At 37.5% G+C, this 26,280-nt stretch carries 26 protein-coding genes; 17 read left to right on the top strand and 9 right to left on the bottom strand.

What is annotated here, in order from left to right:
• Nucleotides 1-9 precede the first annotated feature (9 nt).
• The 11 genes from kdsA to aroG all read left to right on the top strand — a co-directional run bounded on the left by kdsA (nt 10) and on the right by aroG (nt 10,904).
• Nucleotides 10-864 (top strand): 3-deoxy-8-phosphooctulonate synthase, encoded by an 855-nt coding sequence (gene kdsA, locus AT683_RS07855; protein ID WP_005654784.1) that lies wholly within the window; start codon nt 10-12, stop codon nt 862-864.
• Between the two features lie 59 nt (nt 865-923).
• On the top strand, nt 924-1,871 hold the full coding sequence (locus AT683_RS07850; RefSeq protein WP_005654781.1) for a 2-hydroxyacid dehydrogenase: 948 nt from the start codon (nt 924-926) through the stop codon (nt 1,869-1,871).
• On the top strand, nt 1,871-3,052 hold the full coding sequence (locus AT683_RS07845; protein WP_005654778.1) for a lipoprotein-releasing ABC transporter permease subunit: 1,182 nt from the start codon (nt 1,871-1,873) through the stop codon (nt 3,050-3,052). The genes AT683_RS07850 and AT683_RS07845 overlap by 1 nt, the downstream gene beginning before the upstream one ends.
• Nucleotides 3,053-3,066: 14 nt before the next feature.
• Nucleotides 3,067-4,356, top strand: coding sequence for an adenosylmethionine--8-amino-7-oxononanoate transaminase (gene bioA / locus AT683_RS07840; protein ID WP_038441465.1), 1,290 nt, complete (start codon nt 3,067-3,069; stop codon nt 4,354-4,356).
• Between the two features lie 8 nt (nt 4,357-4,364).
• Nucleotides 4,365-5,504 (top strand): 8-amino-7-oxononanoate synthase, encoded by a 1,140-nt coding sequence (gene bioF, locus AT683_RS07835; RefSeq protein ID WP_011272541.1) that lies wholly within the window; start codon nt 4,365-4,367, stop codon nt 5,502-5,504.
• 9 nt (nt 5,505-5,513) lie between these two features.
• The gene (locus AT683_RS07830) at nt 5,514-6,161 is read left to right on the top strand and encodes a DUF452 family protein (protein WP_011272542.1); all 648 of its coding nucleotides are present in this window, start codon (nt 5,514-5,516) and stop codon (nt 6,159-6,161) included.
• Nucleotides 6,149-6,931, top strand: a complete 783-nt coding sequence (gene bioC, locus AT683_RS07825; RefSeq protein ID WP_058222224.1) for a malonyl-ACP O-methyltransferase BioC — start codon at nt 6,149-6,151, stop codon at nt 6,929-6,931. The genes AT683_RS07830 and bioC overlap by 13 nt, the downstream gene beginning before the upstream one ends.
• Before the next feature lie 9 nt (nt 6,932-6,940).
• Nucleotides 6,941-7,582, top strand: coding sequence for a dethiobiotin synthase (bioD, locus tag AT683_RS07820; RefSeq protein ID WP_038441295.1), 642 nt, complete (start codon nt 6,941-6,943; stop codon nt 7,580-7,582).
• An 81-nt stretch (nt 7,583-7,663) separates the two neighbouring features.
• Nucleotides 7,664-8,347 carry a lipoprotein-releasing ABC transporter ATP-binding protein LolD gene (gene lolD, locus AT683_RS07815; protein WP_005693575.1) on the top strand — a complete coding sequence of 228 codons (684 nt, stop codon included), beginning with the start codon at nt 7,664-7,666 and terminating at the stop codon, nt 8,345-8,347.
• Nucleotides 8,347-9,597, top strand: a complete 1,251-nt coding sequence (gene lolE / locus AT683_RS07810) for a lipoprotein-releasing ABC transporter permease subunit LolE (RefSeq protein ID WP_011272545.1) — start codon at nt 8,347-8,349, stop codon at nt 9,595-9,597. The genes lolD and lolE overlap by 1 nt, the downstream gene beginning before the upstream one ends.
• Nucleotides 9,598-9,815: 218 nt before the next feature.
• A complete protein-coding gene (gene aroG / locus AT683_RS07805; RefSeq protein ID WP_005687779.1) occupies nt 9,816-10,904 on the top strand; it encodes a 3-deoxy-7-phosphoheptulonate synthase AroG in 1,089 nt (362 codons plus the stop codon).
• Between the two features lie 69 nt (nt 10,905-10,973).
• On the opposite strand, the gene AT683_RS07800 is transcribed toward aroG, so the two are convergent.
• The gene (locus AT683_RS07800) at nt 10,974-11,414 is read right to left on the bottom strand and encodes a LexA family protein (protein WP_005667050.1); all 441 of its coding nucleotides are present in this window, start codon (nt 11,412-11,414) and stop codon (nt 10,974-10,976) included.
• Between the two features lie 284 nt (nt 11,415-11,698).
• Here AT683_RS07800 and sstT point away from each other — a divergent pair, with 284 nt between their 5' ends.
• The 3 genes from sstT to AT683_RS07785 all read left to right on the top strand — a co-directional run bounded on the left by sstT (nt 11,699) and on the right by AT683_RS07785 (nt 14,227).
• Nucleotides 11,699-12,943, top strand: a complete 1,245-nt coding sequence (sstT, locus tag AT683_RS07795; protein WP_011272546.1) for a serine/threonine transporter SstT — start codon at nt 11,699-11,701, stop codon at nt 12,941-12,943.
• A gap of 121 nt (nt 12,944-13,064) precedes the next feature.
• On the top strand, nt 13,065-13,673 hold the full coding sequence (locus tag AT683_RS07790) for an NAD(P)H-dependent oxidoreductase (RefSeq protein WP_005687782.1): 609 nt from the start codon (nt 13,065-13,067) through the stop codon (nt 13,671-13,673).
• Nucleotides 13,673-14,227 carry a TorD/DmsD family molecular chaperone gene (locus AT683_RS07785; RefSeq protein ID WP_011272547.1) on the top strand — a complete coding sequence of 185 codons (555 nt, stop codon included), beginning with the start codon at nt 13,673-13,675 and terminating at the stop codon, nt 14,225-14,227. The genes AT683_RS07790 and AT683_RS07785 overlap by 1 nt, the downstream gene beginning before the upstream one ends.
• Before the next feature lie 46 nt (nt 14,228-14,273).
• Here the strand turns inward: AT683_RS07785 and AT683_RS07780 are convergent, their stop codons facing one another.
• Nucleotides 14,274-14,828, bottom strand: a complete 555-nt coding sequence (locus tag AT683_RS07780; RefSeq protein WP_011272548.1) for an NAD(P)H nitroreductase — start codon at nt 14,826-14,828, stop codon at nt 14,274-14,276.
• A gap of 97 nt (nt 14,829-14,925) precedes the next feature.
• Here AT683_RS07780 and sppA point away from each other — a divergent pair, with 97 nt between their 5' ends.
• Nucleotides 14,926-16,773 carry a signal peptide peptidase SppA gene (gene sppA / locus AT683_RS07775; RefSeq protein ID WP_011272549.1) on the top strand — a complete coding sequence of 616 codons (1,848 nt, stop codon included), beginning with the start codon at nt 14,926-14,928 and terminating at the stop codon, nt 16,771-16,773.
• A gap of 37 nt (nt 16,774-16,810) precedes the next feature.
• On the opposite strand, the gene licD is transcribed toward sppA, so the two are convergent.
• From licD to mnmC, 5 genes are all read right to left on the bottom strand, one after another.
• The gene (licD, locus tag AT683_RS07770; RefSeq protein WP_011272550.1) at nt 16,811-17,608 is read right to left on the bottom strand and encodes a lipopolysaccharide cholinephosphotransferase LicD; all 798 of its coding nucleotides are present in this window, start codon (nt 17,606-17,608) and stop codon (nt 16,811-16,813) included.
• Complete coding sequence (locus AT683_RS07765; protein WP_011272551.1) at nt 17,608-18,309, bottom strand: NTP transferase domain-containing protein; 702 nt, start codon at nt 18,307-18,309, stop codon at nt 17,608-17,610. The genes licD and AT683_RS07765 overlap by 1 nt, the downstream gene beginning before the upstream one ends.
• Entirely contained in the window at nt 18,306-19,184 is an 879-nt protein-coding gene (gene licB, locus AT683_RS07760) for a choline transport protein LicB (RefSeq protein WP_011272552.1), read from the bottom strand. The genes AT683_RS07765 and licB overlap by 4 nt, the downstream gene beginning before the upstream one ends.
• Complete coding sequence (gene licA / locus AT683_RS07755; RefSeq protein WP_058222223.1) at nt 19,184-20,200, bottom strand: phosphorylcholine kinase LicA; 1,017 nt, start codon at nt 20,198-20,200, stop codon at nt 19,184-19,186. Before licA ends, licB begins: the two co-directional genes overlap by 1 nt.
• An 82-nt stretch (nt 20,201-20,282) precedes the next feature.
• Nucleotides 20,283-22,295, bottom strand: coding sequence for a bifunctional tRNA (5-methylaminomethyl-2-thiouridine)(34)-methyltransferase MnmC2/FAD-dependent 5-carboxymethylaminomethyl-2-thiouridine(34) oxidoreductase MnmC1 (gene mnmC, locus AT683_RS07750; RefSeq protein WP_038441283.1), 2,013 nt, complete (start codon nt 22,293-22,295; stop codon nt 20,283-20,285).
• Nucleotides 22,296-22,443: 148 nt separating this feature from the next.
• Here mnmC and fabB point away from each other — a divergent pair, with 148 nt between their 5' ends.
• Complete coding sequence (fabB, locus tag AT683_RS07745) at nt 22,444-23,664, top strand: beta-ketoacyl-ACP synthase I (protein WP_005655138.1); 1,221 nt, start codon at nt 22,444-22,446, stop codon at nt 23,662-23,664.
• Between the two features lie 66 nt (nt 23,665-23,730).
• Here the strand turns inward: fabB and AT683_RS07740 are convergent, their stop codons facing one another.
• Nucleotides 23,731-23,994 carry a GrxA family glutaredoxin gene (locus tag AT683_RS07740; RefSeq protein WP_005628952.1) on the bottom strand — a complete coding sequence of 88 codons (264 nt, stop codon included), beginning with the start codon at nt 23,992-23,994 and terminating at the stop codon, nt 23,731-23,733.
• 114 nt (nt 23,995-24,108) lie between these two features.
• Between AT683_RS07740 and AT683_RS07735 the strand changes: the two genes are divergently transcribed.
• Entirely contained in the window at nt 24,109-25,017 is a 909-nt protein-coding gene (locus AT683_RS07735) for a RimK family alpha-L-glutamate ligase (RefSeq protein ID WP_032821915.1), read from the top strand.
• A gap of 38 nt (nt 25,018-25,055) precedes the next feature.
• Here AT683_RS07735 and gltS read toward each other — a convergent pair whose 3' ends face one another.
• A complete protein-coding gene (gene gltS / locus AT683_RS07730) occupies nt 25,056-26,270 on the bottom strand; it encodes a sodium/glutamate symporter (RefSeq protein ID WP_005656822.1) in 1,215 nt (404 codons plus the stop codon).
• Between the last annotated feature and the right edge of the window lie 10 nt (nt 26,271-26,280).

Below are 26,280 nucleotides of genomic sequence, written 5' to 3'. Positions count from 1 at the left end.
GGAAAATTTATGCAAAATAAAATTGTAAAAATTGGCAATATTGATGTTGCAAACGACAAACCTTTTGTGCTTTTTGGCGGAATGAACGTGCTGGAAAGCCGTGATATGGCAATGCAAGTGTGCGAAGCTTATGTGAAAGTGACAGAGAAACTTGGCGTGCCTTATGTATTTAAAGCGTCTTTTGACAAAGCGAATCGTTCATCTATTCATTCTTACCGTGGACCTGGCATGGAAGAAGGATTAAAAATTTTCCAAGAATTAAAAGATACATTCGGGGTAAAAATTATTACCGATGTACACGAAATCTATCAATGTCAGCCCGTTGCTGATGTTGTCGATATTATTCAACTTCCCGCCTTTTTGGCGCGTCAAACAGATCTCGTTGAAGCGATGGCAAAAACAGGCGCAGTGATTAATGTGAAAAAACCACAATTTTTAAGCCCAGGTCAAATGGGCAATATCGTGGAAAAAATCGAAGAATGTGGTAATGATAAAATCATTCTTTGTGATCGTGGAACAAATTTTGGTTACGATAATTTAATTGTGGATATGCTTGGCTTTAGTGTAATGAAAAAAGCCTCTAAGGGTAGCCCTGTTATTTTTGATGTAACCCATTCACTTCAATGCCGTGATCCATTTGGGGCAGCATCGAGTGGTCGTCGTGCGCAAGTAACCGAATTAGCGCGTTCAGGTTTAGCAGTAGGCATTGCAGGTTTATTCTTAGAAGCACATCCAAATCCAAATCAAGCAAAATGTGATGGCCCTTCTGCATTGCCACTTTCTGCGCTTGAAGGCTTTGTTTCCCAAATGAAAGCCATCGATGATTTAGTAAAATCTTTTCCAGAATTGGATACCTCAATTTAAATTTCATCAAAAGTGCGGTTAATTTTGACCGCACTTTGTATATAAAAAAGGAGCAATTAATGAAAATCGTATTTTTAGATAGCACGGCTATTCCTAAACATATTTCAATTCCTCGCCCAAGTTTTGAACATACTTGGACTGAATATGATCATACGTCTTCTGCCGAAACCATTGAGCGAGCGAAGGATGCGGACATTGTTATTACCAGCAAAGTGATTTTTGATCGTGAAACTTTGCAACAACTGCCAAAATTAAAGCTGATTGCGATTACTGCGACAGGTACAAATAATGTTGATCTTGTGGCTGCAGAAGAAATGGGCATCGCCGTGCGTAATGTGACAGGTTATTCCAGTACAACCGTGCCAGAACACGTAATCGGTCTGATTTTTTCTTTAAAACACAGTTTGGCAGGTTGGTTACGCGATCAAACGGAAGCAAAATGGGCGGAAAGCAAACAATTTTGTTATTTTGATTATCCAATTACAGATGTGCGCGGTTCAACGTTGGGCGTATTTGGTAAAGGTTGCCTAGGAACAGAAGTGGGGCGTTTGGCTAATGCCGTGGGAATGAAAGTGCTTTATGCAGAACATAAAGATGCTACTGTTTGCCGTGAAGGTTATACGCCTTTTGATGAAGTATTAAAACAAGCGGATATTGTGACGTTGCATTGCCCATTAACGGAAACAACAAAGGATTTAATTAATACAGAAACCTTATCCAAAATGAAAAAAGGTGCATTTTTGATTAATACAGGGCGTGGGCCTTTGATTGATGAACTTGCCTTAGTTGATGCGTTAAAAACGGGGCATTTAGGCGGAGCGGCTTTGGATGTAATGGTAAAAGAGCCACCAGAAAAAGATAATCCGTTAATTTTAGCTGCAAAAACGATGCCTAATTTAATTATCACACCACATATTGCTTGGGCGAGTGATAGTGCAGTGACAACATTAGTTGGCAAAGTAATGCAAAACATCGAAGAATTTGTACAACAATTACATCAAAAATAATGAATTTTCCTATTTCTCTTTATATTGCACTACGTTATTGGCGTGCGAAAAGTGCGGATCGTTTTGGGCGATTAGTAACTAATCTTGCAAGCCTGGGGATTGTGCTAGGTGTGATGGCATTGATCATCGTGCTTTCGGTGATGAATGGATTAGAAGGTTACCAAAAACAACAGGTGCTATCTTCCATTCCTCATGCGATTGTGAGCGAAGAACAGCCTATTTCTACAGAAAAAACGCTAGAAAATTTACCGCACTTTGTCCAAAAAGCCGTGCCGATCAATACAACAAATGTGATTTATCAAACGGCAAAAGGCGTAAGTGCAGGACAAATTATAGGTATTCAATCATTTTCTGATGATCCTTTGGTTGAATCTTTTGATCAGACTAAATTTAATGAAATTTTGCCTAGAGGGGAGTTTAAACTGGTCATTGGTGATCAACTGGCGCAAAAACTGGGCGTGAATATTGGGGATAAAATCCGTTTGATGATTACGGAAAATAGCCAATATACACCATTCGGTCGGGTGCCAATGCAGCGTTTATTTACTGTTAGCGATATTTATTATGGTTATGGCGAAGCATCTGGTTACGAAGCCTTTGCTAATATTACAGATATTGGTCGCTTAATGCGTATTCAACCTCAGCAAGCGCAGGGCTATCGTTTATTTCTGAATGATCCGTTCCAAATTACAGAACTCCCACAACATTTCCCGACACAAAAAATCACAGATTGGCGTGTGCAAAAAGGCGAATTTTTCCAAGCAGTGAGAATGGAAAAAAATATGATGGGTTTGCTGATTAGTTTGATTATTGTCGTGGCGATTTCCAATATTGTCACCTCTTTAAGTTTGATGGTGGTGGATAAACAAGGGGAAATTGCGATTTTGCAAACTCAAGGCTTAACAAAATCCCAAGTGCGTTCAGTGTTCATTTATCAAGGATTACTGGTGGGATTTGTTGGCACATTACTCGGTGCTATTTTAGGTGTTTTAGCTACGTTGAATTTAACGGACATTGTAAGTGCGGTAAATCCACAAGGTGTTTTTTTACCGACAGAATTATCCTTTGTTCAAATGATTTTTGTCATTGGATTTTCGCTGTTACTTTCCTTGCTTTCAACCCTTTATCCTGCTTATCGAGCTGCGAAAGTAGAACCTGCAGCAGCTTTGAGATACGAGTAAATGGTAAATAAATGATGGATGAACAATCACTTTTAGCTTTTGATACACAACATATTTGGCATCCTTATTCTTCAGTTTCTTCTGATATGCCGCTTTATGCGGTGGAACGTGCTGATGGTGTGATGATAACTTTAAAAGATGGTCGTCGTTTGATTGATGGTATGTCCTCTTGGTGGGCGGCGTTGCATGGTTATAATCATCCTCGTTTAAATGCGGCGGCACAGAATCAATTAGCAAAAATGAGCCATATTATGTTTGGCGGATTTACCCATGACCCTGCGGTGGAATTAGCTCAATTATTGGTACAAATTTTGCCCAATGGATTAGATAAGATCTTTTTTGCTGATAGTGGTTCTGTTGCAGTGGAAGTAGCGATGAAAATGGCTATTCAATATCAGCACGCTAAAGGAGAAGTGCAACGACAAAAATTTGCCACTATTCGTTCAGGTTATCACGGCGATACGTGGAATGCGATGTCAGTGTGCGATCCAACCACAGGGATGCATCATTTATTTCATCATAGCCTGCCTGTACAATATTTTCTTCCTCAACCCAACATTCCATTTAATGAATCTTGGAATGATTGTGTCATTGAACCTTTAGCTGATTTACTTAAGAAAAAAGGTAGCGAAATCGCCGCACTGATTTTAGAACCTGTTGTGCAAGGTGCGGGTGGTATGTATTTTTATTCGCCAACTTATTTAGTGAAAGCGCAAGCGCTTTGTAAACAATATGGTGTATTGCTGATCTTTGATGAAATCGCCACGGGATTTGGTCGAACAGGGAAATTATTTGCAGCTGAACACGCAGGCATTTCGCCAGATATTATGTGTATCGGTAAAGCATTAACGGGTGGTTATTTAACTTTATCGGCAAGTATTACGACCACTGAAATTGCGCAAATTATTTGTAGCGGTGAGGCTAAATGCTTTATGCACGGGCCCACTTTTATGGCAAACCCGTTGGCTTGTGCAATTGCAGCGGAATCTATCCGTTTATTGTTGGAAAGTCCTTGGCAGCAAAATATTCAGCGAATTGAGCATTCCTTAAAACAACAGCTTTCGCCTTTAGCTGAAAAAGATTACGTCAAAGAAGTTCGTGCATTAGGGGCGATTGGGGTGGTTGAAATGAAAAGTGCGGTAAATATGAAAACTTTAGTTCCACGTTTTGTGGAACAAGGTGTTTGGATTCGACCTTTCGGAAAATTGGTTTATGTTATGCCACCATTTGTGATTAAAGATGATGAACTTCAGAAATTAACGGAAGGCATGATTTTGGCTTTAATTCAGGAATATGAACATTAGGATAAAAAATGGATGCTTTCAAACAGCAACTGGAACAGCTTAGCGCACAAAATCAATATCGTTCAATTCCAGATTTAGTTCATCAAGGACGATATATTATGCGAGAAAATCGCAAAATGCTGAATATGTCATCTAATGATTATTTAGGTTTGGCATCAAATGAAAACTTGCGCCAGTCTTTTTTACAGCAATACGGCGGTAATTTCCCCTCTTTTACCAGTTCTTCATCGCGTTTATTAACGGGCAACTTTCCTATTTATACCGATTTGGAAGAGCTTGTCGCACAACGTTTCCAACGGGAAAGTGCGTTATTATTTAACAGCGGCTATCACGCCAATATCGGCATTTTGCCTGCTTTGACGACGAAAAGTTTGATTTTGGCAGATAAATTAGTGCATGCCAGCATGATTGATGGCATTCGTTTAAGCCAATGTGAGTTCTTTCGTTATCGTCATAATGATTATGAACATTTGAAAAATCTGCTTGAAAAAAACGTCGGAAAATTTGACCGCACTTTTATCGTTACCGAATCTGTTTTCAGTATGGACGGCGACGTGGCGGATTTGAAACAGCTTGTTCAATTAAAAAAACAATTTCCCAATACTTATCTTTATGTGGATGAAGCCCATGCAATAGGCGTTTACGGTAAAAACGGATTAGGTATTGCCGAACGAGCTAATGTGATAGCTGATATAGATTTGTTGGTTGGCACTTTTGGCAAGGCCTTAGCTTCAATGGGGGCTTATGTCGTCTGTGATCAAATATTAAAAGAATGTTTGATTAATCAAATGCGCCCATTGATTTTTTCAACCGCATTGCCGCCGTTTAATGTGGCTTGGACTTATTTTATTTTTGAACGATTGCCGCAATTCTCAAAAGAAAGAAGCCATCTTGAGCGGTTAAGTGCATTTTTACGCCAAGAAGTGGAACACAGAACGCAAATAATGCCAAGCCAAACTTGCATCGTTCCCTATATTTTAGGCGAAAACGAAGCAACCCTTGCTAAGGCGAAAGATCTGCAAGAGCAAGGTTATTATTGTTTGCCAATCAGACCGCCGACAGTACCAAAAGGTACATCCAGAATACGATTGTCTTTGACGGCAGATATGACAATGGATGAAGTGAAACAGTTTGTGGCATGCTTATAAGGAAATAATGTGAAAACGAAATTTTATGATCATCAAGGTGAGCATTTAATAGTTTATTTTGCTGGCTGGGGGACACCTCTTGATGCTGTAGTTCATTTGATTTTGCCAACAGATCATGATTTATTAATTTGCTATGATTATCAAGATTTAAATTTGGATTTTGATTTTTCCGCCTATCGGCACATCCGTTTGGTGGCGTGGTCTATGGGCGTTTGGGCGGCAGAGCGAGTATTACAAGGAATCACCTTACAATCAGCAACAGCAGTGAATGGAACAGGTTTACCTTGTGATGATAGCTTCGGTATTCCCTATGCTATTTTTAAAGGTACGTTAGATAATCTCACAGAAAATACTCGTTCAAAGTTTGAACGTAGAATTTGTGGTGACAAAGTATCTTTTGAACGTTATCAACAATTTTCTGCACGACCATTTAACAAAATTCATCAAGAACTCACCGCACTTTTTGCGATGATTCAGCAGGATAAACGCACAAATCTTATTCACTGGACAAATGCATGGGTTAGTTCTCGCGATAAAATTTTTACGCCAGCCAATCAGAACCAATATTGGGCATCCCGTTGTGCCGTTCAGAAAATAGAGGGTGAGCATTATGTGTTTTCAAGATTTACCCACTGGTCGGCATTATGGAATCATTAACTTCCGTAAATAAATCGCGTATTCAACAAGCCTTCCAAAAAGCCTTAAATAGCTATGATGAACATGCGTTAATTCAACAAAAAATGAATATTAAGTTAATGATGCATTTGCAAGACTATTTACCAAATGGGTCATTAGATAGCGTTTTGGAACTAGGTTGCGGGTCTGGTATGTTGAGTACGTTGTTGCAGAAACAGATTTCAGCCAACTATTGGTTATTTAATGATTTGTGCGATGTGCACACTCTACTCACTGAAAAGCTGATTCAACCCTTTGATTTTTATTGTGGTGATGCAGAGAACTTTCCTTTTCAACGACGATTTGACTTGATTGCAAGTGCATCCGCCGTGCAATGGTTTCACCAACCCGACGCTTTTATCGCCCATTGCAAAACAGGCTTGAAAACAAACGGATTATTGGCGGTTGCAACCTTTGGCGAAGACAATTTGAAAGAAGTCCGCCAGATCACAAATATAGGATTAAATTACCCGACTTTATCCCAATGGCAAAATTGGTTAGCCAATGATTTTGAGCTTTTATGGTGTGAGGATTTTAATGTAATACTAGACTTTGATACACCATTGGATGTACTCAAACATCTGAAATATACCGGTGTAACAGCGACTAACCAAAAAAATTGGACAAGAAAAAATCTCAATGGATTTATTGGCGATTACTTGTCGGCGTTCAGTATGCCGTCGGACAAAGTGCGCCTGACTTATCATCCGTTATTTTTTATCGCACGCTATTCTCACATAGAAAATCAGTAAGGAATATTTATGGGCAAGGTTATTTTTATATCTGGCATTGATACTGATGTGGGAAAAACGATTGCCACAGGCATTTATGCTAAAAAATTGATGGAACAAGGCTGTTCCGTGATTACACAAAAAATGATTCAAACAGGCTGTAAAAATATCGCTGATGATTTACTTGTGCATCGAAAGATTCAAGACATTGATTTAACGGAAGAAGATTTACAAGGCAAAACCTGCCCTTATGTTTTTGAATATCCTTGTTCGCCACATTTAGCTGCAAAGCGAGAAAGTAGAAAAATTGAAGCAAAAATCATTGAAAAATCTACCGCACTTTTGGCAGAAAAATATGATTATGTACTATTGGAGGGTGCTGGTGGCTTAATGGTACCTTATTGTGAAGAAGAGACGACGTTGGATTATATCCAGTTAAATAATTACCCTTTAATTTTAGTGACATCGGGAAAACTAGGCAGTATAAACCATACATTATTAAGTTTAGAGGCTTGTCGTACTCGAGGTATTTCAGTATTAAGTGTAATGTATAACGGTTACCCAGAATATGATCCTATTATTAGTCAAGAAACCCAACGCTATTTAAAACGTTATCTTGAAAAACATTTTCCTGAAACAGGATTTGAATACTTTGGGTGTATTGAAATTTAAGCTCAAGGAAAAGTGTGATAGACTCGCGCAAGTTTTTGATGGGATTATCTGCCGCTAAAGTGCGGTTAAAACGAGTAAAAAATGAACAACTATTTATTAAAATGCGAAAATATCAATAAATTTTATCAAGAGGGCGAAAATCAAACGCAAGTGTTAAAAGGCGTTTCTTTTTCTATGGAACCTGCAGAGTTGGTTGCGATTGTGGGGAGTTCAGGTTCAGGGAAAAGTACTTTATTACATACTTTAGGGGGACTTGATCAGCCAAGTAGTGGGGAAGTGTTTATTAATGGACAATCCTTGCAAAAAGCATCGGCTAATGAATTAGCTGCTTTGCGTAATCGTTATTTAGGATTTGTGTACCAATTCCATCATTTAATGGCGGATTTTACCGCACTTGAAAATGTGATGATGCCGATGTTGATTGGTCATCAAAATAAAACTGAAGCGAAAGATCGCGCTGAAAAAATGCTAAGTGCGGTGGGATTAAGCCATAGAATTACCCATCGTCCTTCTGCGCTTTCTGGTGGGGAACGTCAGCGTGTGGCGATTGCGCGTGCTTTAGTGAATAATCCATCGTTAGTTTTAGCGGATGAACCCACAGGAAATCTCGATCACAAGACCACTGAAAGTATTTTTGAGCTGATTCAACAACTTAATCAAGAACAAAATATCGCCTTTTTATTAGTCACTCACGATATGGGGCTTGCGGAAAAATTATCACGCCGTTTAGTTATGCAAGATGGTCTTTTGAAGGAGGGGGCGTGATGAATACGCCGTTTTTTATTAGCTGGCGTTATCAACGTGGCAAACAAAAAAATCCTTTAGTCGCGTTAATTGCAAAATTCTCTGCAATTGGTATTGCATTGGGTGTTGCAGTTTTAATTGTTGGCTTAAGTGCGATGAATGGTTTTGAGCGTGAGCTTAATCAACGGATTTTGGCAGTCGTGCCGCATATTGAGATTTTTTCTGCGCATCAAGCGAAAGATCCCACAATTCATCATTGGCAAAATTTAGAAAAACGCCTACAACAAAATCCACAAATTAAAGGAATCTCTCCTTTTGTTAGCTTTACGGCATTGGTAGAAAATGGCTCAAAATTGAAAGTTGTTCAGGTCAAAGGTGTTGAAAAACAAGCAGAAGATAAGGTAAGTTCAATTGGCAATTTTGTACAAGAGCAAGGTTGGAACAAATTTGAGAAAGAAGGCGGATTGGTCTTGGGAGCGGGTATCGCTAAAGAACTTGATGTAAAAGTAGGGGATTGGATTACCTTGCTTATTTCTCAGCAAAACGGCGATGAACAATTTGCTCAACCAACTCGTGAGCCAGTGCAAGTTACCGCTATTTTACGCTTAGATGGTCAGCTTGATTATAGTTATGCCTTATTGCCGCTTGCTCAAGCACAAACCTTTTTGACTTATCAACCTGATCAAATTACAGGTGTTGAATTGAAATTAGATGATCCTTTTTCTGCGAGAAATCTGGATTTATCAATGCTTAATGATTATCCGCAGATGCTATATATGCAAAATTGGATTAGTAAATTTGGTTATATGTATCGCGATATTCAGCTTATTAGAACCGTAATGTATATCGCAATGGTGCTTGTGATCGGTGTTGCGTGTTTTAATATTGTTTCTACGCTGATTATGGCGGTAAAAGATAAGCAGGGCGATATTGCCATTATGCGCACGCTTGGGGCGAATAATGCGTTTATCAAACGTATTTTTATTTGGTATGGCTTACAGGCAGGAATGAAAGGTTGTTTAATTGGAATTGTGTTAGGCATTATACTTGCATTAAATCTTACAACCTTTATTCAAGGTATTGAGTGGGTTATCGGTAAGAAATTATTATCGGGCGATGTGTATTTTGTGGATTTCTTGCCAAGCGAGTTACATTGGTTGGATGTTTTGATGGTTTTAGTTGCAGCACTTGCATTGAGTTTAATGGCAAGCCTTTATCCAGCAAGCCGAGCTGCTAAATTACAACCTGCACAAGTATTAAGTAGCCATTAATTTCGAGAGTACAGCACAAAAGTGCGGTATTTTTTTATCTTTTATTTACTTAATTATTTCGTTTTATTCAGCTTGCAAGAGAGTTGTAAAGATAGTTTAATAGGGAATTCGTAGGTTTTATTCTAAAAAAAACATATCGAACTAGTTTACTAGTACAAAAATAAGTGTAGATTAGCTACATAATGAAAACACAACATTTGAAAGTTTGAGAGTGATATATGGCTAAAGAGAAAATTGAAATTGTCGTGGCAAACGACGATACGCGAATTGAAAAAGTCGATCAGGTGTTACCACCCATTGCCTTATTAGAAAAATACCCAGCAAGTGAACAGGCTGCGGCGTTAGTGAAGCAAACTCGTCATGAGGCACATAATATTATTCATGGTAAAGATGATCGTTTATTAGTCGTGATTGGGCCTTGCTCTATTCATGATCCGAAAGTTGCCATTGAATATGCGACTCGTTTAAAACCATTACGTGAAAAATACAAAGATAGCCTTGAAATTATTATGCGTGTGTATTTTGAGAAACCGCGTACAACGGTGGGTTGGAAAGGTTTAATTAATGATCCATATTTGAATGATACTTATCGTTTAAATGATGGGTTACGCATTGCACGGAAATTACTTTCAGATATTAATGATCTTGGTGTGCCTGCAGCGGGCGAGTTTTTAGATATGATTACACCTCAGTATTTGGCAGATTTTATGAGCTGGGGGGCGATTGGGGCTAGAACAACAGAATCACAAGTTCATCGTGAGTTGGCTTCAGGTTTATCTTGTGCTGTTGGGTTTAAAAATGCCACTAATGGTGGTGTGAAAGTCGCTTTAGATGCAATTGGTGCGGCGGAAGCTCCCCACTATTTCTTATCTGTCACTAAATTTGGTCATTCTGCAATTGTTTCTACAAAAGGGAATGAAGATTGCCATATTATTTTACGAGGTGGAGATAAAGGTCCTAACTATAGTGCTGAAGATGTAGAAAAAGTTTGTGCTGATATTGAAAAAACAGGGCGTATTCCACACGTTATGGTTGATTTTAGCCATGCAAACAGCAGTAAACAATATAAAAAGCAAATGGATGTTTGCCAAGACGTATGTAATCAGATTGCATTTGGTTCTAAACAAATCTTTGGCGTAATGGTGGAAAGCCATTTAGTGGAAGGTCGTCAAGATTTAGTTGATGGCAAAGCGCAGACTTATGGACAAAGTATTACGGATGCGTGCATTGGATGGGAAGATTCTGAAAGATTATTGCAACAACTTTCTGATGCAGTTATTGCTAGACGTAAAGCGACGAGTAATTAATTGAAATATAATCTAGATACTAGATAGAAGTGCGGTTGATTTTCACCGCACTTTTTTATTTGCTTTTAACTACGCTGCCCATTTCATTTTATTGCGACGTTTCATTTGATGAATCGTATTGGTTACGGTGCCGACAATAGGTAAATTTGACCAATCTTTTGTATTTATATTTTGTGTTGTGGAATCCAATGCCATAAAAAGGTAATTGCCGCTATGCGTCATAAATTCATAGACATGAAATTCGTTATTTTCTTCTAGCACAACAAGATCACCAGAATAAAGATCGTCATTTTTTTCGACGACTAACATATCGCCGCTTTCAATTCCCCAAGCCAACATATTTGGGTTAGTTATATGAATAAAACAAGTTTGTTTTGGACGTTTGATACAGTAAAGATTTAAATCTAATTTTTTGTTGAATTTAAGGTTATCTTCTATATCACTGAAAAAAGGCAGTGGATTATAAGAAAAATCCATTTCATATTGTGTAGCCAAAGTTTGGTTGTTCATTCTCTTATCTCCTGTTAAATAATATGGATAAATAACCTTTTACCTTGTTTTTTTGTACAGTTAAATTTTACTGATATTTCATACAGGGTGTCAATAGGTTAAATAAAAAATTTTTTTATAAGTATGTTTTTAGAGAATATCTAATAACTTTAGAAAAAAGTTCACTTTTAGAGTGAAAAATAATAAAAATATTTTCTTTCATTAAAATTTTACGCTATCTTTAATCCCCCCTAGGTGGATTGGTAACAATCTGAAGTTAAATTTACTAAAAGAAAGATAAAAATATGAACACATCACGTCTATTTAGTCTGTTATTTCAGGGTAGTTTGGTAAAACGAATTGCCGCTGGCTTGGTTCTTGGTATTGTTGTTGCATTGATTTCAGCACCATTACAAGAAACCATTGGTTTTAATCTTGCTGAAAAAGTTGGCGTATTAGGTACGATTTTTGTAAAAGCTCTGCGTGCCGTTGCACCAATTTTAATTTTCTTTCTTGTTATGGCTGCCCTTGCAAACCGTAAAATTGGTACGAAAAGCAATATGAAAGAAATAATTGTGCTTTACCTTTTAGGCACATTCTTAGCTGCATTTGTTGCTGTTATTGCTGGTTTCGTATTCCCAACGGAAGTTGTACTTGCAACCAAAGAAGATGCAAGCTCAGCACCGCAAGCTGTTGGCCAAGTTTTATTTACCCTTATCTTAAACGTGGTAGATAATCCATTAAATGCAATTTTCAAAGCAAACTTTATTGGTGTATTAGCATGGTCTATCGGTTTAGGTTTGGCTTTACGTCATGCATCTGATGCAACTAAGAACGTATTATCTGATTTTGCAGAAGGCGTATCAAAAATTGTTCACGTGATTATTTCTTTTGCACCATTTGGTGTATTCGGTTTAGTGGCTGAAACCTTATCTGATAAAGGTTTAGTCGCATTAGGCGGTTATGTGCAATTACTTGCTGTATTAATTGGTACGATGTTATTTACTGCTTTTGTTGTAAATCCTATTTTAGTTTATTGGAAAATCCGTCGTAATCCTTACCCATTAGTGTGGACTTGTGTACGCGAAAGTGGGGTAACTGCATTCTTCACTCGTAGTTCTGCAGCAAATATTCCAGTGAACATTGAATTAGCAAAACGCTTAAATCTTGATGAAGAAACTTATTCTGTTTCTATTCCATTGGGTGCGAACATTAATATGGCGGGTGCGGCGATTACTATTACTATCTTAACTTTAGCCGCAGTTCATACACTAGGCTTAGAAGTTTCCTTCGTTAGTGCGCTTTTATTAAGTATTGTTGCAGCACTTTGTGCTTGTGGTGCATCTGGCGTAGCGGGCGGTTCATTATTATTAATCCCATTAGCATGTAGCTTATTTGGTATTTCTGATGATGTAGCAGCACAAATGATCGGTGTTGGTTTTATTATCGGTATTTTACAAGACTCAACCGAAACAGCATTAAACTCATCAACTGACGTATTATTTACTGCGGCAGTATGTATGGAAGAAGAACGTAAAAACGCAGCATAATGATGATGCAAATAAGAGAGCGGGCTATGCCCGCTTTTTTTTATGTGATTTTATATGCAAAGTGCGCTCTATTTTGATAGACTTCTGTCACGTTTTATTTCCCTACAAATAGGTAAGAAAAATGAATCACTTAATTATTTTTGCTCACCCTAATTCAGTGCGTAGTTTTGGGCGAGCGATTGCCAATCGTATTGAGCAAATTAGTCAAGAAAATGGTGTAAATGTATTTTTTCGTGATCTTTATGAAATGAATTTCAATCCAATTTTATCTCATGAAGAATTGCAGAATGCTAACAAAGGTATTATTCCAGAAGATATTCAGCAAGAGCATGATTTTATTCTTCAAGCAGATTTAATTACGTTGGTTTATCCCCTTTGGTGGATGGGGTTCCCAGCAATTTTGAAAGGATATTTAGATCGCGTATTAAGTCACGGTTTTGCCTATAAAACGGAAAACGGCGAATCAGTGGGGTTGCTAAAAAATAAGCAAATGCAGCAATTTATTACGATTGGCAGTAATGTTGATCAATATAAAGAATTTGGTGTGGATAAATCGCTTAATCATTGTTTGATTAATGGATTATTCAATTATTGTGGAATTGAAAATGTCGAGTTTGAATTATTTGGAGATATTCATTTAATTGATGATGAGGCTCGTAAGGCGATGATTGAACTTGCTGCTCAAAAAACTCAAGCAAAATTGACCGCACTTTTAAAGGAAAAAGAGTAATGTCTGAAAAACAAATTAATAATTTTTCATTAATTAGTCGATTATTCGGTAATCTTTTTTATCGTTCTCCAACAGATAAAGTACTCGCTGACGCATTTGTTTGGTTACAACAAAAAGGTTTGAGTCAAGTTTGGGCGTTAGATACTGATAAAGAAAGTGAATTAGCACTGAATAGCTTGCAAGTTAAAATCGATCTCAATTTATTGAACGAAGAGTATCAAAAATTATTTGGTGCGAATGGGAAAGTGATGACGGCTATTTCAGCTTATGGCATTGATGTTGAAGAATTTGTGAATTTTCGCCTTGTACGCAATATGCCAGAGGTGGAAAGTGCGGATCATTTTGCTTTATTATTGCTCACTGCTTCTTGGCTTGAAGATAATTCGGATTCTTTAGTGGCTCAACAAGAATTCTTTGAAACTTTTTTACTGCCTTGTGCAGCGAAGTTTTTAACTCAAGTTGAAACGCAAGCAACTTTGCCTTTTTATCGTGCATTGGCCCTTCTTACACGAGAAATATTGGCAGCGATGGCGGATGAATTGGAAGAAGAGTAGGCAATATTTTGCTTTCCTCTAAGTCTTGAGGAAAGCAAGCAATATTTTATAGATAGGTTACAAAATCTTTTGTATCAATAATACGGCATTCACGTTCGGCTTTCTCCATACTTGTGCCAATCATGACTAACGCAATCACACGATCTTGTTCACGACATCCGAACGCTTCTCGTAATGCAGTGCCATTAACCCATTTCCCTGAAATCCACACATTATCAAATCCTTGTGCTTGTGCAGCCAGTTGTAATCCATAAGTTGCACAACCTGCACTCAACATTTGTTCCCAATCTGGCACTTTAGCGATAGTTGGATCGATTTTTGCTACCACGCCAATAACCATAGGTGCGCGATGTGCTAGGTTTTCGGCTTTCATCAATTTTTCTTCCCCAAGATCAAATTCTACAACGGCAGCTTTAAGTAGCGTTTCTAATTTATTTAAGCTCTCATTTTCCATTACAATAAAATGATAAGGATGTAATTTTCCGTGATCTGGCACACGCATTGCTGCTTCGAAAATACGCTCAAGCTGTTCTGCATTAGGTGCAGGTACGGTCAATTTTTTGTTTGATTTTCTTGTGGTTAAAAGTGTAAGTGCATCCATTTTATTATCCCTTATAAGTAAAAGTGCGGTGGATTATAGCATAGTTTTTGACAAGGCTTTGTGATACGCTAGTACAAATTTTTTAAAGGTAATTTGTATGTTTCGAGTATTAAAATTTTGTTGGAAAGTGCTGTGTTTCATTCGTGATCTTGTGATGAATGTTGTGTTTTTAGGCTTTGTACTATTGCTAGTGGCGATTATTAGCTTTTCAAGTGGCGGGAAAAAATCTACTGCATTAACGAGCGAAGGCGCATTATTGCTCAATTTAGATGGTTATTTAGCGGACAACCGAGATGAAACACTTCGTTGGCAAGATGCGTTAAGCGAATTGAATGGCGAGCATGTCCCTAGAAAAATTTCGACGTTTGATGTGGTATTTGCCATTCAACAAGCGGAAGATGATCCTAAAATTAAAGGATTAGTGCTAGATCTTAATTATTTTGAAGGGGCAGATTTACCCGCATTAGATTTTATTGGTGGGGCTATCAGTCACTTTAAAGATGCAGGGAAACCAGTGATCGCCTATGCAGATAATTATTCACAAGGACAATATTATTTAGCGAGCTTTGCTGATGAAATTTATTTAAATTCAATTGGAAGCGTGGATATTCACGGTTTATCGCAAGAGAATTTGTATTTTAAAGAGATGCTAGACAAATTAGCCGTTACACCACATATTTTCCGCGTGGGGACTTATAAATCAGCAGTTGAACCATTTTTACGCAACGATATGTCGGCTGAGGCAAAAGCAAATATGCAACGTTGGTTAGGCGAAATGTGGAATAATTATGTTTTATCCGTCAGTGAAAATCGTAATATTAAGAAAGATCGCATTTTGCCGAATGCGAAACAGTATCTTGCAGAACTTAAAGCGTTAAAAGGCAATAGTACGGCATATGCACAACAACGTGGATTAGTAACTGATGTTGTAACTCGTTTAGATTTAGATAAAAAATTTACCGCACTTTTTGGCAAAGGAAGTGATGGAAAAGCGAACCTTATCGAATTTGATGATTATTTGACTCAACTGCCTGATCGTTTAGAACATTACAACGTACCGAATAAAATTGCGGTTGTGAATGTTGAAGGAACGATTATTGATGGAGAAAGTGATGAAGAAAATGCTGGTGGCGACACCATTGCGCGAATTCTTCGTAAAGCCCACGATGACAATTCTGTGAAAGCCGTGATTCTACGCGTTAATTCACCTGGCGGAAGTGCTTTTGCTTCTGAAATTATCCGACAAGAAACTGAAAACTTACAGAAAATTGGAAAGCCTGTCATCGTATCTATGGGTGCAATGGCAGCATCAGGTGGTTATTGGATTTCATCCACTGCAGATTATATTATTGCCGATGCAAATACAATTACGGGTTCTATCGGTATTTTCACGATGTTCCCGACTTTCGAAAATAGTATTAAGAAAATAGGCGTGCATGCAGATGGTGTTTCAACCACTGAATTAGCTAATACATCTGCGTTTTCTCCATTAGCAAAACCCGTGCAAGATATTTATCAAACAGAAATTGAGCACGGTTATGACAGATTTTTAGAAATTGTCAGCAAAGGTCGTCAGCTTTCTAAAACACAAGTAGATAAACTGGCTCAAGGTCAGGTTTGGTTGGGCAGTGATGCATTCCAAAATGGTTTAGTGGATGAGATCGGTTCTTTTAATGAAGCAGTTAATAAAGCAGAGCAATTAGTGAATCAACGCCAAGATACTGCCGTGCAGGATTTTAGTGTGGAATGGTTTACAGATGATAATGTTAGTTTAATTAGCACCTTATTACGCGATACTAAAAAAGGTACGCAAGAGCAGTTAGTTAAATGGCTTGGTCTGCCGGCTCCAATTCAAAAATTACAAAAAGAATTGAATGTATTAACTAAATTTAATGATCCTAAAGGTCAATATTTGTATTGCTTGAATTGTGGAAAGGTTCAGTAATAATTGAAAAAGGGCAGAATTAAATCTGCCCTTTCGCTTACAAAATATACGCTTCTTGAATATGATGTGGCTTTTGGTCTTCTTCTGGTGGAAGCTTCATATAATCTCCATAATATTGCGTTAAGTGTTCGTGATATCCATTCATTACTTGAAATTGTCGTCCTTCAAATTCTTTATAAACAATGTGATTAAAATATTCTTTCGGCATATAAGATTTTTGCCAACCACCGTAGTCAGATAATACAAGACCAATATAATCGCATTGTTTTATCGGATATTTTATTTGGAATTGTGCTAAATTTTTTTGCATTTTGGAAAATAAAAAGTGGCTTAATTTACCAAGTATCGTTCTTTGCAAAGTATTTTCTTTTGATCTTAACCATCTTTTCTTACAAGAAGAAAATCGAAGTTTAATTCTTCGGTGCTTTTTCATCAGTGGGTAAATGATCTTTGGTTCATTCGGTACACCATCGTAGATAAATATATCCATAAACATCGGGCTTTTTCTTCCCTTAGCATCTGTTATTTGAGTGCGACAATCGAAAATTTTTGCCATTTCACCGGTATATTGAGCAAGTATATCTTCTGCCGTTTCCATATTGTAGTATTCGTGAGTTTCTTGAAACCAAACATCAACGAACCTTTGATATTCATCACGGTGCATATAAACATCAATATCATCATCCCAAGGGATAAAGCCTTTGTGGCGTATTGCACCGATTAATGTTCCACCACCAAGAGAATAGTGAATTTGGTGTCGCTCACATAATGCGTGGAAATAATCTAATATATTGAGACAAACGAGTTGTTGTTCTCTGAGCGTTAATTTTTTCATTATTTTTCCTTGTTTGGTGTCAATTTTTGTAAAATGTGGTGATAGTCATCAAGGTTATCCATTTCAAATATATCATCACTGTTAAGTTGTTCCGTATAGATATTTAATTTCTCTATATATTCCATCGGAATGGTATCCCAATAAAGTTTTGGATTTTTTAACCGCACTTCACTTGTGTATTCTTTGAGCAAAGTTAGAATGATATCGCAATCCCGAGTTGTCCAATAAGATACCCCTGACAAGCTAGACTGGTTTAATGATCCAATCTCAATACGTATTACTTGCCCATTACTATTTAAAATCGGTAGCCATTCATTGTGCGTTTTAGAACGGATAACCGTGAAATATTTGCTGTGTGATGGTTTCGTTAGAAAAATATTACGATTAAGCACTACATCCGCATCAATAACATAACAATCACTAAAGAAGTCTTGTGCCAGAGAAAAGGAATAAATGCTGTTATATTCGCGATATTTTTCGTTGTAAATCAAGGTGCAGTCATATTTTTTCTTTAGATACTCGAATTGTTCGTGTAAATACCCTGTAACAATGACAATATTGTCGATATTTGCTTGACGTAGAAAAGTGAGTGTCCGTTCTAAGTTAGGTGTGCCGTGAATATCTAACAATGATTTATGTGTGCTTTGTGTGATGTCTTTAAAACGACTGCCTAATCCTGCAGCTAAAATAATCGCATTCATTTTTGTTCCCCTTTGTAATAAAGTGTAACGATCACTCCTGCACTTAATAATAAGGTGAGTAGTAAGGTAATGGGCTTAATTGGCTGTTTATAGAGCAGATAACCAAGTCCAATTGCCCATACAGAATATGTGATATTTAATGCCATTGCTTTGATTGGTTTTAACAGATAAATCGCTTGGTAATAGCAGCAGTAAGATAATGCACCAAAGATTATTACACCAGCAATTTGTACATAATTAAAACTAAGTATATCTAGTGAGAAATTTTTCAAGGAAAGAATAAATAGAATCAATAAATAACCAATAGTTGAACCACATAGTCTTAAAAAATACACCTGAAGTCCAGAGAGAGAACGCATTGTATAGGAGGATATCACTATTTCAGATGACCACCCTAATATGCAAATGGCTAAAAAAATGAGACCGCTTGTATTGAAGTTTGCTTTTTGCCCGACTTCAATAGCCAACAATGCAGAAGCAATAACCGCCAATCCAAATCCAAACTGCGCTGTTCTAGAGATTTTTTCTTTTAGAATCCAATAAGACATTAACGCAGCGAAAACAGGAAAGAGAGATGAAAGCGGTGCCGCATAATAGATCGTTAAATAATGAATGCTTAATAAATAGGCAGACATTCCTATTGGCCCACCTAATACGCCAGATAACGCAGGTTGCCAAAAAACGCCTTGAAAATCTACCGCACTTTTTCGCCATAATGTTATGCCGATAACTAATAACGAGCAAAAATCAATTAAAAAAAGCAATGAAATTATTTTCCCTAATGCATCATATTCACTTAATGGCAATTCATTATATAACAATCCAGATAATGCCCAAAATACAGCGGACAGTATGCCAAAGAGATAGCCACGCATTATGGCAATTCCTCTAACAGTTTAAATGCTGCGTCTAAGCGTTTTAATGCATAATCGCCAAAATTCTCGCCGTGTTCTTCTTTTACTTTTGTCCATAAAAACCACAATACATTTTGGCAAAAGCGATGGATTTTTAACCGTTTGTGAGCGATTTGAAATTCTGTCTTGTGATATTTATTTGTCTGATTGCAATAGGTTTCTAATAGAAAATCAGCAGCTTCTTTCGATAAATGAGCTTCCTCAATGATAGTAGCTATATCAAATAGCGGATCATTTAAGCCCGAATATTCCCAATCGATAAAAAATAGCCGATCATCTTGTAATAACATATTTTCAGGGACTAAATCATTGTGGCACGGACGTAAAATTATCTCTTTATTGATTTCTTCAAATTGCCAAAATACAGCTGAAAGTTTATCCATTCTAGAATCAGCTTGATAAAAAGCGGATTTGTTTTCTAGCAATGAAAAATATTGGCGAAACTCATCGAATACGCTAAATACATTACGGAAAACAAATTCACTATTGTGTAAACGATATAAATTATTCACAACTTGAGACAAACAACTTTGTTCGTTTAATTGTATCTGGCTTAAAGTATTACTATTTTCTAAATAACGAGTCAGTTTTACGCCACTTTTGGCATCTAATACGGGAGTTTCTACATTCAAGCCAGCACGATATGCCTGAGCATTATTGAATGCCTCATATTCTCGATTTATAAGTGATAAATTTACGGCATTAGGGATCCGTAATACAAACTTAACTCCAGAAATATTAAGTAGAACATTTTGATTGGTCATTCCTCCAATGGAGGAAAAAGGAATGGAATGCTGATGAAGAAAATGAAATACTTCTTCAGGCTTGTAGCAAGTTTTAACAAATCCTACAATTTGATTGATTGATTGATTGATTGATTGATTGATTGATTGATTGATTGATTGATTGATTGATTGATTGATTGATTGATTGATTGATTGATTGATTGATTGATTGATTGATTGATTGCATAGCATTTTTGTATTCATTTTTATATTTAAATTTTGTTTGATTTTAACACGTTAAAGTTATTTTTGTAAGGCTCTGAATCTTATGAATTTATTCAACTTTTGAACCTTTCAACCACTTTTTTACCCAAGCTCGGTTAGCTGAAAGATTATGTAATATGCCTTCGCTTATTGGTAATGGCTCGCCATAAATGATTGAAGCTAAGGTTTCGCCTAATAGTGGAGCAGAGGTAAGCCCGCGAGAACCTAAGGCTGCGATTAAGAAAATATTCTGAAAATTGGCCGCACTTTGGATAGGTTGTTTACGGCGGCGGAGGTTAAATAGATTGTAATAATCCGCTTGTTGCTGTTCAAAATGAGGCACGTTTCCCACCATTGGGGCAAGATCTCTTACAGAGCAGCGGATGCCTACACGAGCGAGATTATCTGATGTATTCACATCTTGAGTCCAAGGTTGGGCGATATTTTGTTGGAGTTTTTGTTGGTTTTCTTGTTGTTCTTGTTCACTAAAGTGGCGATCAACATTATCACGAACATGGCTTGCGCCGATGCAATGTGAGGTTTTTAATTGATTGGCTGGAGTAAGATAGCCATCATAACAAAGCACAGATTTCAGTTTGAGTAAGTTTTCTGATGTTGGAATTTGGCTGACTTGCCCGCGGATAGGGTAGAGCGGTAGCTTTTCTGTTTGAACAAAATCAGTAATTTTATATCCGTTCGCCAGAATGACGACTTCATGACAGTATTTTTGACCTTGCATATTTTTTAGTTCCCAACCTTTTTCTAGCTGAGAAAGTGCGGTAATTTTTTGTGAGGTTTTAATGATGACACCCTGCTTTTCAAGAAATGAAAAGGCATTTTGAACAAATTGTCTTGGTGCAAGCCAAGCCCCTTGTTCAATCCAACCGCCTTCGCAATTAAGCGGTAATCCCACTTTTTCACTGAGTTGTTCAGCATTCAGCATTTGGAAGATTTCGTTCGGCAAACCAAGCTGAGAAATCTTTGCTAATTTGACCGCACTTTTTTCGTTGTAAGCACATAGTGCCACGCCACAAAATTCGTGTTCAAACGCTATGTTTTGTGCGATTGCCCAATCAAGTAATTGGCGACCGTAACTGAAAGCGTGTAGGTAAAAATCAACGGTGAGCGCATTATCATCGCTAAGTTGCGGATAAAATGCGCCTTGTTTATTGCCTGAGGCATTGAGAGCGAGCGCATCATCTTCACAATAAATAGTGACTTTTGCCCCGCGTTTTACTAAGGAAATGGCTGCACAAAGAGAAGCAATACCACCGCCGATAATAGCGACATCTTGTTTTTCCATTTTCGCAGGCTGAGCAAGATACCAAGGTGTGGAAAGTGCGGTAGATTTTGATTGTATTTTTAGCCCACTTAAACATTCCCGTTTTTTGCCGAAGCCTTTACGTTTTGTCACATTAAAGCCTGCGGATTCAAGTCCTTTTCTGACCGCACTTGCTGCGGTGAAGGTAGCAAAAGAACCATTGGGTTTCGTGAAACGAAACATTAAGTTATAGAGATCATCATTCCACATTTCAGGATTTTTACTCGGCGCAAAGCCATCTAAAAACCAAGCATTAATACGTTCATTCATATAATCGCCAAGTTGTGGCAAGTTTTCTGATACATCACCAAACCATAAATCTAAGGTTGTCTCTTCAAAATGAATACGATGACAACCTAGAATCAATGAAGGCCAATAACGTTGCAAATGAGCACTTAAATCTTCAAACTGCGGATAGGCAAGATGCGCTTGCAAAAGTGCGGTGATTTTTAGCGGATATTTTTCAAAGGAAATAAAATTTAGGCGTTTTAAAGGATGATTCTCGTGTTGCTGGCGAAATTCACGGAACAATTTGGTTACCGCAAAGAAATTTAATCCTGTACCAAATCCTGTTTCAGCGATGACAAAATTAGCTTCTTTGTGTGTTATCCAACGTTCCCAAAGTTGATTACCTTGTAGAAAAACATAATCGGTTTCTGCCAATCCATTTTCGTTAGAAAAATAGACATCATCGAATTGATCTGAGACGGGAATATGGTTTTGGTTGAAGTGAATCTCTGCATGTTGGACGCTAAAGGTCATTTTTTATTCCTTTCTTGCCTAATGAAATTTGCGTATAATAACGCGATTTTCTGAACTGGTCGAACAAATGAATTATTGCTTGAAATATTTTTATTTCATAGTAATTTTGAGTCGTTATTTTTACATATAAAACAATAAGGAAGAAGCAATGAGAAGAACTGTAATTACAGGCTTTGGGATTATTTCAAGTATCGGTAACAACAAAGAAGAAGTATTGGCTTCATTAAAAGCAGGGAAATCAGGTATTGAAGTTGTGCCTGAGTTTGTAGAAATGAATATGCGTAGCCATGTTGCCGGAACAATCAAATTAAACCCAAGCGAGCACATTGATCGTAAAGTGTTCCGTTTTATGGGTGATGCAGCGGCTTATGCTTATCTTTCTATGCGTGAAGCGATTGAAGATGCAGGCTTAACAGAAGATCAAGTTTCTAATGATCGTACTGGTTTAGTGATTGGTGCAGGTACGGGCTCTGCACATAATCAATTAGTGGCTTGTGATGCGGTTCGTGGCCCTCGCGGTGTAAAAGCGATTGGTCCTTACGCTGTAACGAAAACCATGGCATCAAGTGTTTCAGCTTGTTTAGCAACACCTTATAAAATTCGTGGTGTGAATTATTCTATGAGTTCTGCTTGTGCAACCTCTGCACATTGTATTGGTCATGCGGTTGAATTAATTCAATTAGGCAAACAAGATATCGTTTTTGCTGGTGGTGCAGAAGAATTATCTTGGGAATGTGCTACTGAGTTTGATGCAATGGGTGCAGTTTCAACTAAATACAATGAAACGCCAGAAAAAGCATCTCGTGCTTATGACGCAAATCGTGACGGTTTCGTTATTGCAGGTGGTGGTGCTGTTGTGGTTGTGGAAGAATTAGAACATGCACTTGCTCGTGGTGCAAAAATCTACGCTGAAATTGTAGGTTATGGCGCAACTTCTGATGGTTACGATATGGTTGCACCAAGTGGTGAAGGTGCAGAGCGTTGTATGAAACAAGCAATGGCAACTGTCGATACCCCAATTGATTACATCAACGTACATGGCACATCTACACCAGTAGGTGACGTGAAAGAATTAGGTGCAATCAAAAATGTATTTGGTGACAAAATTCCAGCGATTTCTTCAACTAAATCAATGACTGGTCACTCTTTAGGTGCGGCGGGTGCACACGAAGCAATTTACACGTTATTAATGTTGGATAATGATTTTATTGCACCAAGTATTAATATCGAAACCTTAGATGAAGCCGCTGAAGGCTGTAACATCGTTACTGAGACGAAAGAAAATGCAGGATTACAAACTGTCATGTCAAACAGCTTTGGTTTTGGTGGTACAAATGCGACATTAATTTTTAAACGTTATAACGGTTAAAACTCTTCTATGAAAAAAGCCACTTTCGATTGAAAGTGGCTTTTTTGTATAAATTAAAAAGAAAAATTAAGCAACGATACCAAATTGTTCTTTCATTAATGCTTCAAAATCAGTGCAACCACCAATTGGTTTTTCATCAATAAAAATTTGTGGTACGGTTTCTACTGGTTTACCAACAGATTTTGATAAATCTTCCTTAGTAATGCCTTCTGCGTGAATATCCACATAACGATAGTCAAAATCAGCAACTTCGCCTTTTAATTTTTCAGCAAGGTTTTTTGCTCGTACGCAGTAAGGGCAGCCAGGACGACCAAAAATAACAACGAACATAAGATTTCCTTTTTTGAGTTAAAATTCTAGGTAATTCTACTGATTTTTATCATCTACATAAAGCGTTTTTATTCGTGTAATATACGGAACATCGTAGATAATAAATTAAATGTTATGAAATTATTAATGCTTTGCCGAGAACCTCGTCTTTATAGTTGCCAACGCTTAAAAGAAGCGGCTAAACATCAAGGGCATGAGATGGATATTTTAGATCCGAATCACTGTTTCTTAAAACTCTCGCAAAATCCACCGCACTTTCAGATTTTTTATCAAGAAAATTCTGAGTCGAAACCTTATTTATTGTTTGATTATGATGCAGTTTTGCCTCGATTTGGCACAACGAGTACGCAAATGGGATGTTCAGTCTTACAGCATTTTGAAGGCAAAGGGACTTTTTGTTTAAATTCATCTCAGGCATTTTTAAATGCACGTGATAAGTGGAAAAGTTTGCAACTTTTGCTGAAGGCTGGTGTTCCTGTTCCCAATTCACTTTTAAGTGGTGGTGAAGTACAAGCTCAGGCGACGATACCTCATATCAGTTCGCCGACAATTTTAAAAACGCTAAATGGTTCACAAGGAATTGGGGTAATTTTAGCTGAAAAGCCACAAAGTGCGGTGAGCATTATGGAAGCTTTTAAGCAAACCAATATATCTATGCTACAGCAAGATTTCATCGAAGAAGCGGGCAATGCGGATATTCGTTGTTTTGTGATGGGTGATCAAGTGGTAGCAACGATGCAGAGAATTGGGCAAAATGGTGAGTTTCGAGCGAATTGTCATCGTGGCGGAAAAACCGAAAAAATTACCCTAAGCGATGACGAGAAACAGATAGCTATTCGAGCTACAAAAGCTATCGGTTTAGATGTAGCTGGCGTGGATTTAATTCGTTCAAAAAATGGATTATTGGTTTTAGAAGTGAATGCAAGCCCAGGCTTAGAAATGATTGAAAAAACAAGTGGGATTGATATTGCAGCTGAAATAATTGATTATATTGAAATAAATGCCTTTATCAATTCAAGATAAAGGCATTTCTCTAAAACATTGTCAATTTCAACCGCACTTTACGCGAGCATATTTACAACTGCAAATGAAACTTTTAATAGCGCAGCGTTGATTAAGTCGATAAAGAATGCTCCGACCATTGGAACGATTAAAAATGCTTTGTGCGATGGCCCAAAACGGCTGGTGACAGCTTGCATATTTGCGATTGCTGTTGGGGTTGCACCTAAACCAAAACCACAGTGTCCAGCACTTAATACGACGGCATCGTAATCTTTACCCATTGCTCGATAAGTAATGAAAATTGCAAAGGCAGCCATAAATGCTACTTGAATAGCCAGAACAATTAATACGTCAATTGCTAAACCTGCAAGTTCCCAAAGTCTTAATGACATTAAAGCAATTGCTAAAAAGATGGATAAGCCTACGCTACCTAATACGTCAATAGCGGATTCTGCTACTTGGAAACGGAAAATGTTGGTTAAAATATTGCGGACAATAACACCAGTGAATAAACACCATACGAAAGTTGGTAATTGGAGTGCAGTACCTTTTGTTTGTACATCTAAATATTGACCAATTAATAAACATACTGAAATCATTGCAATTGTTTCAATTAATGAACGTGCAGTAATTTTACGTTTATAAGTTGGGTGTTCAAATGCTTCTTGAATGTCATCAACTTCATCATTTTCAGGATTTTCGCCTTGTTTTTGGCGATTTAATAAGAAACGAGCGACAGGACCACCGATGATACCACCGAATACTAAACCGAAAGTTGCACAGGCAATGGCAATTTCAGTTGCACCTTGTAGATTAAATTGATGTGCAAATGTATCCGCCCAAGCAGCTCCAGTGCCGTGACCACCTGTTAAGGTTACTGAACCTGCAAGTAAACCATAAGCGGGATGGATTCCTAATGCCATTGAACTTGCAATGCCAATAACGTTTTGTCCGAAGATTAATAATGCAGCAATGAATAAAAATACAACGAGTGGCTTTCCGCCTTTAATTAGACGGGAAAAGTTGGCACTTAAACCGATAGAAGTAAAAAACACTAACATCATTGTGGTTTGTAGATTTTTATCAAAGTTAAAGGATGTTCCATCAATTTTGTGCCAAATTAAAAGACCAATGGCAACAATAAAGCCGCCAACAACTGGCTCTGGAATGTTAAATGTTTTTAATACATTAATGCGTTTAACCAAAAAATAGCCCAATAGCAAAACTAAGCTTGCTAATGCAAGGGTTTCATACGTGCTAAAAGTATAGCTCATAAATTGGATC

It is taken from the genome of Haemophilus influenzae, from assembly GCF_001457655.1.
Lineage (GTDB): Bacteria > Pseudomonadota > Gammaproteobacteria > Enterobacterales > Pasteurellaceae > Haemophilus > Haemophilus influenzae.
The sequence above is the reverse complement of the archived record's forward strand: the minus strand, read 5'-3'. Positions and strand labels throughout refer to the sequence as shown.

What these genes read in the sequence shown, in the direction of transcription:
- aroG (WP_005687779.1), top strand. Translation starts at nt 9,816, where the DNA reads ATGGCTAAAGAGAAAATTGAAATTGTCGTGGCAAACGACGATACGCGA.
- AT683_RS07780 (WP_011272548.1), bottom strand. Translation starts at nt 14,828, where the DNA reads ATGGATGCACTTACACTTTTAACCACAAGAAAATCAAACAAAAAATTG.
- bioF (WP_011272541.1), top strand. Translation starts at nt 4,365, where the DNA reads ATGGATGCTTTCAAACAGCAACTGGAACAGCTTAGCGCACAAAATCAA.
- fabB (WP_005655138.1), top strand. Translation starts at nt 22,444, where the DNA reads ATGAGAAGAACTGTAATTACAGGCTTTGGGATTATTTCAAGTATCGGT.
- AT683_RS07800 (WP_005667050.1), bottom strand. Translation starts at nt 11,414, where the DNA reads ATGAACAACCAAACTTTGGCTACACAATATGAAATGGATTTTTCTTAT.
- sppA (WP_011272549.1), top strand. Translation starts at nt 14,926, where the DNA reads ATGTTTCGAGTATTAAAATTTTGTTGGAAAGTGCTGTGTTTCATTCGT.
- sstT (WP_011272546.1), top strand. Translation starts at nt 11,699, where the DNA reads ATGAACACATCACGTCTATTTAGTCTGTTATTTCAGGGTAGTTTGGTA.
- lolE (WP_011272545.1), top strand. Translation starts at nt 8,347, where the DNA reads ATGAATACGCCGTTTTTTATTAGCTGGCGTTATCAACGTGGCAAACAA.
- gltS (WP_005656822.1), bottom strand. Translation starts at nt 26,270, where the DNA reads ATGAGCTATACTTTTAGCACGTATGAAACCCTTGCATTAGCAAGCTTA.
- licB (WP_011272552.1), bottom strand. Translation starts at nt 19,184, where the DNA reads ATGCGTGGCTATCTCTTTGGCATACTGTCCGCTGTATTTTGGGCATTA.
- bioA (WP_038441465.1), top strand. Translation starts at nt 3,067, where the DNA reads ATGGATGAACAATCACTTTTAGCTTTTGATACACAACATATTTGGCAT.
- AT683_RS07785 (WP_011272547.1), top strand. Translation starts at nt 13,673, where the DNA reads ATGTCTGAAAAACAAATTAATAATTTTTCATTAATTAGTCGATTATTC.
- licA (WP_058222223.1), bottom strand. Translation starts at nt 20,200, where the DNA reads ATGCTATGCAATCAATCAATCAATCAATCAATCAATCAATCAATCAAT.
- bioC (WP_058222224.1), top strand. Translation starts at nt 6,149, where the DNA reads ATGGAATCATTAACTTCCGTAAATAAATCGCGTATTCAACAAGCCTTC.
- AT683_RS07735 (WP_032821915.1), top strand. Translation starts at nt 24,109, where the DNA reads ATGAAATTATTAATGCTTTGCCGAGAACCTCGTCTTTATAGTTGCCAA.
- AT683_RS07765 (WP_011272551.1), bottom strand. Translation starts at nt 18,309, where the DNA reads ATGAATGCGATTATTTTAGCTGCAGGATTAGGCAGTCGTTTTAAAGAC.
- AT683_RS07850 (WP_005654781.1), top strand. Translation starts at nt 924, where the DNA reads ATGAAAATCGTATTTTTAGATAGCACGGCTATTCCTAAACATATTTCA.
- AT683_RS07790 (WP_005687782.1), top strand. Translation starts at nt 13,065, where the DNA reads ATGAATCACTTAATTATTTTTGCTCACCCTAATTCAGTGCGTAGTTTT.
- mnmC (WP_038441283.1), bottom strand. Translation starts at nt 22,295, where the DNA reads ATGACCTTTAGCGTCCAACATGCAGAGATTCACTTCAACCAAAACCAT.
- AT683_RS07740 (WP_005628952.1), bottom strand. Translation starts at nt 23,994, where the DNA reads ATGTTCGTTGTTATTTTTGGTCGTCCTGGCTGCCCTTACTGCGTACGA.
- kdsA (WP_005654784.1), top strand. Translation starts at nt 10, where the DNA reads ATGCAAAATAAAATTGTAAAAATTGGCAATATTGATGTTGCAAACGAC.
- bioD (WP_038441295.1), top strand. Translation starts at nt 6,941, where the DNA reads ATGGGCAAGGTTATTTTTATATCTGGCATTGATACTGATGTGGGAAAA.
- licD (WP_011272550.1), bottom strand. Translation starts at nt 17,608, where the DNA reads ATGAAAAAATTAACGCTCAGAGAACAACAACTCGTTTGTCTCAATATA.
- AT683_RS07845 (WP_005654778.1), top strand. Translation starts at nt 1,871, where the DNA reads ATGAATTTTCCTATTTCTCTTTATATTGCACTACGTTATTGGCGTGCG.
- lolD (WP_005693575.1), top strand. Translation starts at nt 7,664, where the DNA reads ATGAACAACTATTTATTAAAATGCGAAAATATCAATAAATTTTATCAA.